Source organism: Streptomyces sp. NPDC000941, assembly GCF_053599555.1.
In genome coordinates this window covers 1-10,305 of record NZ_JBSFMM010000316.1, presented here as the reverse complement: position 1 = coordinate 10,305, position 10,305 = coordinate 1, and the positions used below count along the sequence as shown (strand labels likewise).

Here is a 10,305-nt window from a genome sequence, read left to right as displayed (position 1 = left end):
CGCCGTGCCCGCCACATCGCCCGGGTCGACGGCGTCGGCGGCGCGGCGCAGCGCGTAGCGGATCTCGTGACGCCGCGATGAGCCGAGCGGCAGCTCATGCATCAGCTCGTCGAGCACCTCGATGTCGTGGATGAGGTGCCATACGTCGTCCTCGCGCACCGCGATCTCGGCCTGCCTGAGCCGGTAGACGTGCTCGGTGCCCGCGGTCTCGCGCGAACCGTGGTGGATGTGCAGACCCGCGCTCGCCACGATGGGCGGGTTGGCGGCGAGCTCGATCAGCAGGTCCACGGGGGCGCCACCGGTGGCGGAGTCGGTGAGCAGCACGCTTCGGTGGTACGGGTGCAGGCCCTGGATCGGTGCGCCGTGGGCGTCGTGCACCAGGCCCTCGGCCTGGCCGCCGGGCCCCTTGGTGAGGTCGAAGTCGAGGTCGAAGACGGCCTCGACGCGACGCCCCGTCCACTGCTCGGGTATCTCCGCGCTCGCCCGCAGCCACGTTGTCGCCCATGGGCCGCCCCAGGTGGAGCCGAGCGTGAAGGGCTCGTAGTCGGCGTGCAGGGCGTCGGCCACGGGGACCGGTTCGCCTTCGACGAGCCAGGAGCTCAGGTTGAGCGGGCATACGGAACTGTAGAGAGCGGGGCGGATCAGACGGTCCAGCAGTTTCCGGATCCGTGTCTCGATGATCCGGCGGTCGTCATGCACGGTGCTGGTCCTTCCGGGCCTCTTTTTCAGCAGCGGGCAGTCGAATGGCGTCCTGTGCGTCGTCGGCCCAGGTCACGTCCGCGACCAGGGTGGTCCCCTCGGCACGGGTGGTGATCCGCGGCAGGGCGGCGGGGTCCGAGCCGCCGAGGTGAACGAGGGCGACGTGGAGGGTGCCGTAGACGACCGGGCCATCGGTCTGCACGACGGGGGTGGCGGATGCGGCGCCCAGCGCATTGCTGTCTTCTCCTGGCGCCACGGACGCGGTGGGCAACCCGTGTGCGCCGGGGAGAGAGGAGATCAGCCCGTCGACACCTGCTACGCGGGCGGTGGCGCCTTGCGCGGCGCACGGCGCGCGCTGTGGATCGACGGCAAGGGACCATCCGCCGATCCGCAGCACATGACCGGTCGGCTCATCACCGGCGGCGGGGTCGACGCGCACGGCCCGTACCTCGATCGACCCGCGCAACGCGGAACCGACGGTGATCCAAGGACCAAGCACGTACGACGTGTCGGGCCCGCCGAACGGGTCCCACTTCGCGTCCTGTGGCCATTGAGCGCGCGAGCGCAAGACGGCGGTGACACCGTCGATGGAGATCCTGGTCGCCGGGCGGCGGTGCGAGGCACGGCCCGCCGCGTCGAGGAGCACGACGGCGTTGTCGAGCGGGCCGGCGTCCGCACAGGCTCTCGGGCCGGCCGTGGGATCGCCGGGGGTCTCGGGTGCCGTGTGCGTCGAGGCCGGATGCGCTCTGTGAGGACGCGTTCCAGGCGTGCTTCGACCAGCTTCCGGTCGTCGTGCATGAAAGGGGTCTCCTGTCGCTGCGAGCGGGCGAGAGGTGGTGCGGGTCTCGTTCAGCGACCGTCCACCGGGTCGGGGCGCTCACAGGAGCTGGTCACCTGGAGGGCTCGGCCCTGGGCCGCCGCGTCCATGAGGGTGAGCATGATGTCCAGGACGTGTGCGGCAAGTTCGGCCGATGCCCGGTGCGGTCGTCCGGCCGACAGGGCATCGGCCAGGTCGGCGAGGCCCACGCCGCGTCCCGCGTCCGGATAGCCGGCGGAGACGGGCCGCATCGTCCAGCCGTCTCCGCGGTGGATCTCGACGGCGCCGTCGAAGCCGTTCGGGTCGGGCAGGGACAGCGAGGCGTCGGTGCCGTGGACCTCGATGCGCGGCAGCCGCGCGGCGTGGATGTCGAAGCTCATCACGAGCGTGGACAGGGCTCCACCCGCGTGTTCCAGGACGCCGGTGATGTGGGTGTCCACCTCCACCGGGAAGGTGTGCCCGGCGCGCGGGCCGCTGCCGATCGTACGCTGTGCGCGCGGTCGGGAGGACGCGCCGGTCACCTTGACCACCGGGCCGAGCAGGTGGACCAGGGCCGACAGGTAGTAGGGCCCCATGTCGAGCAGCGGGCCGCCGCCCGGCTGATAGTAGAACTCCGGGTCCGGATGCCACTTCTCATGGCCCGCGGTGGTCATGAACGCGGTGGCCGCGACCGGCCTACCGATCAGGCCGTCGTCCACCGCCTTGCGCGCGGTCTGGGTTCCGGTGCCGAGGACCGTGTCGGGCGCGCAGCCGACCCGCAGGCCTGCGGTGCGTGCCGCCTCCAGCACGGCGTCGGCCTCCTTGCGGTTGGCCGCCAGGGGTTTCTCGCCGTACACATGCTTGCCCGCGGCGAGCGCCGCAAGGGCGACCTCGGCGTGTGCGGCCGGGATCGTCAGGTTGAGCACGGCGTCCACGTCGTCCCGGGCCACCAGGTCGGCCACGGACTCCGCGACGGCCAACTCTCCCCCGCCCGGGGCCTGCTCCGCAACGGCCTGGGCGCGGCCGCGGTCGAGGTCGGTGACGGCGGTCAGCCGCAGCGAAGTCAGGCGCTCCAGCGTCGCGAGGTAGGCGCCGCTGATCTTTCCGGCGCCCACGATGCCGATGTTCAACGGCTTCAGCGGCCCGCCCACAGCAGTCCCCTTTCGGTCAGCGTGCGCACCTCGGGCACGTCGAAGTCGTCGGGCTTGTGCCCGATGGTCGAGACGAAGACCCGGCCCGCGCCCCAGGTCCTGGTCCACACGGCGGGCATCACCGCAGGCCGGTCCCGCAGTTCGTCGGCCGCGAAGGTGGTGGTGGCGAGGACGTCGATATACGGGTCGGTGAGCACCCAGTACTGCTCGGTGTGCACGGTGAAGTCGTTGAGTCCCTCAATGACGGGATGGTCGGCTCGCTCGGGCAGCAGGCGCACGGTGTGGTCGTGGAAGCCCGGCGGGTGCATCACAAACTTGCCGCCGGTCAGCAGGTGGTAGCCGTGGTCGTGGAAGCAGTCGACGATGCCGCCGTGCCAGCCGGCGAGGCCGGTGCCCGCACGCACCGCCGCGGCGAGGTTTTCGCTCTGTTCGCGGCTGATGGTCCCCATCGTCCAGCACTGCACGATCAGGTCGGTCACGGCCAAGCGCTCCGCGTCCTCGTACACGGCGAGGTCCTCGGAGGTTTCCACGGTGAATCCGCGGTCCTTGAGGAACGGTACGAAGCTGTCGCTGATCGTCACGGGCTGATGCCCGTCCCAGCCGCCACGGATGACGAGCGCCCGCCGGATGTCGCTGGTCAAGGTGATGACACGCTCCCATCGGCGCCGCAGGGTGCAGTGCGGCGGTCGGAGTCGGATGAAGTCGCTCAACGAGTGGCCGCGGCCCAGCAGAAGTTGGTGCTGAGCAGACGCGACGGGCGCAGCATGTTGAGAAGCTACGAACCGCCGTTGCATTTTGTCAATACGTTGGATGAAGCAGGGGAGGAGCCCGCACCCCGAGTCGACGAAGGTCTTGTTCACGCCTACCGGCCCAGGTGTCAGGCCACTTATTTTCCACTCCCCACTCAATTCCTGCCGGCAACCAGAATTCACTTTGACCAGTTTCCGATTCGCGGGAGAAATGCCCGCATCGGCCATTGACTCCGGGCAGCACCATGGTTTTGCTGGCACGCGGAGAAATTGCCATGCCCCCACTCCCCCAACCCCACTGGAGGAACTCCATGGCCGTCACCAGACGCAGCATGATCGGCGGCGCGATCGCCGCGACCGCGAGCCTGGGCGCTGTGGCCGGACTGGCGCGGGCCGACGCGGCCGAAAGTGCCGGTGCTCAGCCCGCCGCCAGCGGGCCGGGCGATGTCGTCGGCAAGATATCCGTCGGCTACCAGGGCTGGTTCGCCTGCACAGGCGACGGCTCCCCCATCAACAGCTGGTGGCACTGGAGCAGGGACCGGTTCCAACCTCCGTCGCTGTCCAACACAACCATCAAATCATGGCCGGATATGGCTGATTACCAGCGCGGGTTCACCACCGCGTACCCGAATCCCAACAGCGGCAGGCCCGCTCAGCTCTTCTCATCGTGGGACCAGCAGACCGTCGACACGCACTTTCGCTGGATGCGGGAGAACAACATCGACACGGCCGCTCTTCAGCGCTTCAACCCTTTCGGCGACGAGGGTCCGACGCGCGACGGCATGGCGCAGAAGGTGCGTCAGGCGGCCGAGGCGAACGGGCGCAAGTTCTACATCATGTACGACGTCACCGGCTGGACGTCCATGCAGGCCCAGATCAAGCAGGACTGGACGGAAAAGATGAAGGCGCACACCGGGTCCGGTGCTTATGCGCGACAGAACGGCAAGCCGGTGGTGTGTATTTGGGGGTTCGGCTTCAACGACTCGGGGAGACCATTCGAACCAGGACCGTGCAAGGACGTAGTCGACTGGTTCAAGGCACAGGGCTGTTATGTGATCGGAGGTGTGCCCACGCATTGGCGTACAGGTACCGAGGATTCACGGCCCGGATTCTCCGCCGTGTACCACTCGTTCAACATGATCTCCCCATGGATGGTGGGGCGTATCTCCAGCCCTTCCCAGTCCGATGACTTCTTCACCAACATCAATACGCCGGACAAAGCGGATTGTGATGCGAACGGCATCGACTATCAGCCGTGTGTGATGCCGGGCGATCTCCAGGAACGTCACCGCAGGCACGGTGATTTCATGTGGCGGCAGTTCTACAACATGGTGCGGCTGGGTGTGGGCGGCATCTACATCTCCATGTTCGACGAGTTCAACGAGGGCAATCAGATCGCCAAGACGGCGGCGACCGGGGCCGACGTGCCGTCGGGTTCGGGGATCTGGGCCCTCGACGAGGACGGCACGGCGTGCTCGTCCGACTACTACCTGCGGCTGACCGGTGACGGCGGCCGCATGCTCAAGGGGCAGATCGCTCTCACCCCCAACCGGCCGACACCGACCACGTGAGGTCCGCCGAGGCCGAGGCGGGCCCCTCCCCTGCCTCAGCCCCGCTCGCGTCCCTTCAGGCGCGGGGTGAACGTGGCGTGGAACAGTGTCGACGCGGCGCCCACCGCGGCGGCTTCCGCGCTCAGCACCGAGCGCTCCACGTGGACGCGCCGCAACCGGCGGGCGGTGGGGAAGTCATTGACGGCGCGCCCGATCTCCTCCAGATAGCAGTCGGCGACGTCGTCGGTGAAGAACGGGCCGCCCAGAACGATCAGATCGATGTCGAGAAGATCGACGAGCCCCAAGGCTCCTCGCCCGACGGCACGTGCCACTTCGCGCAGGGCGGCGGTGGCGGCCGGGTGTCCGGCCGCGGCCGCGCGCCCGACGGCGCGGTACGCCTCGGTGCTGCTGTGCTCCGTGCCGGCGGTGCGCAGGCCGAGCCGCTCGGCGAACCGCGGTACGGACACGGGCGGGTTGCACTCGGGCAGGATCTCGGGCCGTCCGTCCGCGGCGACGCGGTCAAGGGCGAGCGCGCACAGCTGCCCGAACTCGCCCGCGTTCGCGCTGACTCCACGGTAGAGGTCGCCGTTGAGATAGAGGCCGCAGCCGACGCCGGTGCCGAGATAGAGGTAGGCGAAGTCCCGGGCCCTGCGGTCGCGCCCGATCCAGCGCTCGCCCGCGGCGGCGGCGAGCGAGTCCTTCTCGATGAGGACCGGGCAGGGGAAGTGCTCCTTCAGCAGGTACAGCAGGGGCAGGTCCTGCCAGGCCCGCATCAGGGGCGGCCCGAGGACGGTGCCGGAGGCGATGTCGACCGGTCCCGGCACGGCCACGCCGACACCGAGGAAGCCGTTGGGCTGAACGGCGCCACGCACCTTGCCGAGCGCTTCATGGCCCACCTCGACGGCTTGCGCGACGAATTCGGCGGGGTCGATGTCGGCACTGACGGTGCGTGTGCACGTACACACGAGGGCTCCGTCGAGGTCGATCACGACGGCGGTGAGCACCTCCGGGTCGATGTGCAGGCCGAGCGCGTGCGCGGCGGAGCCGCACAGCCGTACCGGTGTGCGCGGCTTGCCGGAAGTGGCACGGCGCTGGGCGTCCTCCACGAGAAAGCCACGGTCCAGCAGCGACCGGGCGATACGGGACACGGACTGCTGGGTGAGGCCGGTCCGGTGGGCGATCTCGCCGCGGGTGACGGTGCCGACCAGGCGTACGGTCTCGATGACCACGCACTCGTTGAAGGATCCGAGGTCGAGCTGGTTGACTCCGCTGAACGACGGTGCGCCCAGAGCGTGCCAACCGCCATCCGGACGGCTCTGGTGCTCGGCGACGCGCTCGCGCAGCCAGCGGACCGAGCGGCCGGCCGACTGTGCGGGGCGCTCGAGCGCCGCCATCAGGTCGAGGAAGACCCGGCGTGACGACTCGGGGTGGCTCGTGCTGTCCAGGGCGATCAGGGCATTGAGGAAGCCGCGCCAGCTCGCGCGCACAGGCAGGTCATGGTGGCTGACGAGCGATCCGGCGGGCCGCCGCTCATCGGTCGACCACAGCGTGACCGCGTGCAGGGTGATGTCCGCGTGCAGGGCCGCAGCGTCGGCGAGGAAGGCGCTGAACTCCGCGTCGTCCGAGGCGGGTTCGAGGCGCAGGGTGTCCAAGACCCGGTCGAGTCCGGCCAGCACCTCGGCGTCGATCACGGTAACCGCGGCCGCGGGCCTCGGGGCCTCCGTACGGGTGCCGACGAGCAGGACGCCGCGGTCGGCGTCGGCGTACAGGCCCATCACCCACGCATCGGCGCCGGGCAGTGGCGGACGGGTCGGGATGCGGGCGACGATCGGCTGGTCCGGCATGATGTTCCAGCGGCGGCGGATCGCCGCGACCGTGGCGTGGGAGACGCCGAGTTCGCGGGCGATGGCGCGGCTCGCACCGCTGCCGCCGGGCGCGAGCAGGGTCCGGGTGACGATGTCCGCCTCGTCGACCGTGACGGGCCGTCCGGTGCGCCGGCGCTGTTCGAGCCCGGCGAGCCCGCCGCTGTACCAGCGGTGCCGCCAGGCGCCCACGGTCTGCCGGGACCCGCCGAGGCGCCGTGCGATTTCCGCGTCGCGCCGGCCCTCGGCGGCCAGCAGCACGATCCGGGCGCGCAGCGCGAGGGGCCCGTCGGCCACGGCCCAGTCCCGCAGCGTCGCCCGGGTCTGGGACGTCAGCGTGTCGGCGTGGAGGGGATCAGGCACCGAGTGGCTCCTCGTCGGCCTCGGCCCGGCTGATCCTCAGGGTGCGGATCTCGAACGGGCGCAGTTTCAGGTGGATGTGGGGTCCGTCGTGGGCGTGCGGGACGGCGTTCTCCTCGAGCAGGTCGGTTGTGCACGCTTCGGCGACGGCGAAGTCGGCGGTGAGCGTGGTCCGCGCAGCGTTGCCTCCGGCTTTGTACAGACGTACGACGACGTCTCCGCCGCGGTCCTCGGCGAGCTTCACCGTCTCCACGACGACGTCCGGGTGGTCGACGCGCACCAGCGGACGCAACGACGACGCCCCGTCCGAAAGCCGCAGGGGCATGTCCAGGCGGTAGCCGTCCGCGACAGCGTCGCCGACTGTGGCGCCGGGCCGCACGGTGTGCCGGAAGCGGTGCACTCCCCGGTCGGCGTGCGGGTCGGGGCTGTGCGGGGCGCGGAGCAGGGTGTGCCGCAGTGTCGTGTCCGTACCGCCGTCGCACCGTTCGCGACGGACGACGTCGTGGCCGTGGGTGACGTCGCCGGCGAAGCCGACCGTCCACGTGGAGGCGTCGACGTGGATCCAGCGCTGCGCCACCCGTTCCTCTCCGTCGCCCGGCATGTGCACGGTGTGGCCGAGGGCGATGCCGCACCGTACGTGTGATGCCTGTCCGTTGAGCGGCCACGTCTGTTTGAGGGTGGTGTCGCGCTCGCGCCAGTCGACCTCGGTGTTGATCGTCAGCGAGGGGCCGCCCGCGGTCAGCGTCAGATCCTGGGTGAAGACGGAGCAGCCGTTTCCGCGGCGTACCCGCACCGTGGCCACCAGCGGCCCGCTCGCGAGAAGTTCGACGTCCTGTGCGTGGATCAGGACCCGGCGTGTACGGTCGCTGCCGAGCGCGAGTGTGCGGGCCGGGTCGGCGACCGGCTCGTCACGGTGGAGTTCCAGCAGATTTCCACGGCCGCCGGGGGCGATGGCATCGTGACCCGTGGCCGGGTCGACGAGGGAGCGCACGAGACCGTCGCCGTCGATGGTGACGCGCACCAGGCCGTTGTCGAGGACGCGGTGGCCCTCGCGGGTGCGGCGGGCCGTGACCGGTGCCGTGCCGTCCAGTGCGACGCCCACCGGGCCGCTGCCGTGGGCGGGCGCCTCGGCGAGCACCGCACGCCGCCCGTCGGGCAGACTCTGGGCGATGACGGCGCCGTCGACCACGCCGTCCAGCAGGACGACTTCGCGGCGGGCGAACGGTGCCGCGTTGTGCGCGGCGACGTCCCCGCCCGGCCCGAGCGCGCGGTGGGCGATCCGGGTGAGCCGGCGCGCTGCCTGGTGGTGCGCATCCTCGGCGTCCTGGCGGGCGCGGGCGACCGCGGCGCCGGCGAGGACGTCATGGCTCTGCTGAGTGAGCACCGACTTCCAGATGCGGTTCAGTGCGTCGTACGGATAGGGAATGCCGCGCCGCACCGCTGCCGTGGCCGACCACAACTCCACCTCATGGAGCAGCACCTCGCACATCCGGTTGCCTCGTTTGGTGCGCGCCTGGCTGCTGTACGCGCCCGCGTGCGGGGCGAGGTCGAGGGCGCCGCGCGTCCTGGCGCCGACATCTGTGTCGTGTGCGGGGTGCAAGGTGTGTGACGGCGGGCCGTCCAGATCCGCAAGGCGGCGGGCCCGCTCCAGCGTGGCGCGGTCGGGGTTGCGCAGGGTGTGCAGGGACCGGGCAGAGGCGTCGTCGCTGCCGGGGCCGGCCGCACGGCCCGTGAGACGGGTGAGCATGGCGGTCCCGTCGATGCCCTCCCAGGTGAAGGTTGACCGCGACCGCGACGCGTCCCGTCGGGAGACCAGCAGCCAGTGCGCGCCCGCGGCCTTGGCGATCTGTGGCAGGGCCGGTGAGACGCCGTCCGTGTCGGTCAGCCAGACACCGTCGCTGTCGGCGCCGAACTCGCCGCGGAGAAAGCGGCGACCGTGCACGAACTGCCGTACCAGCGACTCCGATCCGGCAAGTTCGGTGTCGGCCTGCGCCCAAAGGCCGCCGACGGGCAGCCAGGCGCCGTCGGCGACCATCTTGCGCAGTCGCTCGAAAACATGCGGCTCGTGCTGTTTCATCCAGGCGTAGTGCTGCACCGCGGGCGCGACGGAGACGAATCCGGGGTACTCGTCGGCAAGCGCGGCGAGCGTGCTGAAGTCACGGGCGCAGGCACGGACCGCCTCGTGCAGGGGCACGGCGCCGAGCGGGGCGGGTGCGCTCTCTCCCACCACAAGGGTGGGGCGGTTCGACGGTTCAACGGCGCGGGCGAGTTCGGGCGCGAGCACGGCGCATGCGGCGGAGGCGGTGCGGCCGACGGCACGCGGGTCGACGGCGTCCATCGCGCGCTCCAGGGCGTCGCGGATGCGGGCCGCGCGCGGTACGTCGTCGGACAGCGAGCGCCGCAGTCGGCGCAGCGCCCTTATGTCGTGCGACAGCTGCCACACCGCCTCGTCGCGCACGGCGAGGTCGGCACGGCCCACCCGCAGCGGCAGGGCATCGGCTTCGGCCGCGGCGACGGAGGCCTCGACGAAGAGTCGTACGTCGTCGCCTCCCTGAGCGCGCCCGGCGACGAGGACCGGGTCCGGATGCGGGGCGCCCAGTCCTCGCAGCGGCGCTCCGTACGCGTCGCGGACGAGCGCCTGCGGCCTGGCGCCTTCCCCGCCGCCCAGGTCGAGGACCGCCTCGACGCGACGGCCCGCCCAGCGCTTCGGCACGGTCGCCCGGAGCGTGAACCAGGTGGTTGACCATGGCCGCCCCCATGTGTCGCCCACGGAGAACGGTTCGTAGTCGGCGCGCAGGGCGACAGGTGCCGGCACAGGCTCGCCCGGCAGATGCCAGGCGCCGACATCGAGAGGAATGCGGAGCGGGTACAGCGCCGGTCGCAGCCTTTGGGCGAGGAATACGGCTATGCGCTCTTCGAGCATGGGCGGCCCCCTTCGCGTCCAGCCAGTAACCGCTATGTAAAACCAAGTGTGTTATCAAGTCAACGCTTCGCACCGGCTCCCTCGAATTGCAGATGAGAGCCGGGGGTATTTCTTTTGTCAGGGGAATTAGATTCCAGATCCGGGGCCGCCTGTAAAGAAAGGGATTGACGTTTCGGGTATGCGAACACGCCGAGAGCACACCCAGTGGGTGTGCT

The 10,305-nt window shown here is 70.6% G+C and carries 6 protein-coding genes and 1 pseudogene; 1 reads left to right on the top strand and 6 read right to left on the bottom strand.

The window, feature by feature from the left end; translation table 11 throughout:
* The 4 genes and pseudogenes from ACWDSL_RS49135 to ACWDSL_RS49120 all read right to left on the bottom strand — a co-directional run.
* Positions 1–699: pseudogene (locus ACWDSL_RS49135) on the bottom strand (alpha-mannosidase); the annotation flags it as partial.
* The gene (locus ACWDSL_RS49130; protein ID WP_450495739.1) at positions 692–1,345 is read right to left on the bottom strand and encodes a hypothetical protein; all 654 of its coding nucleotides are present in this window, start codon (positions 1,343–1,345) and stop codon (positions 692–694) included. The pseudogene ACWDSL_RS49135 and the gene ACWDSL_RS49130, both read right to left, overlap by 8 nt.
* Positions 1,346–1,548: 203 nt before the next feature.
* Positions 1,549–2,646 carry a Gfo/Idh/MocA family protein gene (locus tag ACWDSL_RS49125; RefSeq protein WP_450495738.1) on the bottom strand — a complete coding sequence of 366 codons (1,098 nt, stop codon included), beginning with the start codon at positions 2,644–2,646 and terminating at the stop codon, positions 1,549–1,551.
* Entirely contained in the window at positions 2,631–3,287 is a 657-nt protein-coding gene (locus ACWDSL_RS49120; RefSeq protein ID WP_450495736.1) for a ThuA domain-containing protein, read from the bottom strand. Before ACWDSL_RS49120 ends, ACWDSL_RS49125 begins: the two co-directional genes overlap by 16 nt.
* 419 nt (positions 3,288–3,706) lie before the next feature.
* On the opposite strand from ACWDSL_RS49120, the gene ACWDSL_RS49115 reads away from it, so the two are divergent.
* Positions 3,707–4,966 (top strand): glycoside hydrolase family 71/99-like protein, encoded by a 1,260-nt coding sequence (locus ACWDSL_RS49115; RefSeq protein WP_450495734.1) that lies wholly within the window; start codon positions 3,707–3,709, stop codon positions 4,964–4,966.
* 35 nt (positions 4,967–5,001) lie between these two features.
* Here the strand turns inward: ACWDSL_RS49115 and ACWDSL_RS49110 are convergent, their stop codons facing one another.
* A complete protein-coding gene (locus tag ACWDSL_RS49110) occupies positions 5,002–7,170 on the bottom strand; it encodes an ROK family protein (protein ID WP_450495732.1) in 2,169 nt (722 codons plus the stop codon).
* A complete protein-coding gene (locus tag ACWDSL_RS49105) occupies positions 7,163–10,090 on the bottom strand; it encodes an alpha-mannosidase (RefSeq protein WP_450495730.1) in 2,928 nt (975 codons plus the stop codon). Before ACWDSL_RS49105 ends, ACWDSL_RS49110 begins: the two co-directional genes overlap by 8 nt.
* Positions 10,091–10,305 lie beyond the last annotated feature (215 nt).

What these genes read in the sequence shown, in the direction of transcription:
- ACWDSL_RS49115 (WP_450495734.1), top strand. Translation starts at nt 3,707, where the DNA reads ATGGCCGTCACCAGACGCAGCATGATCGGCGGCGCGATCGCCGCGACC.
- ACWDSL_RS49105 (WP_450495730.1), bottom strand. Translation starts at nt 10,090, where the DNA reads ATGCTCGAAGAGCGCATAGCCGTATTCCTCGCCCAAAGGCTGCGACCG.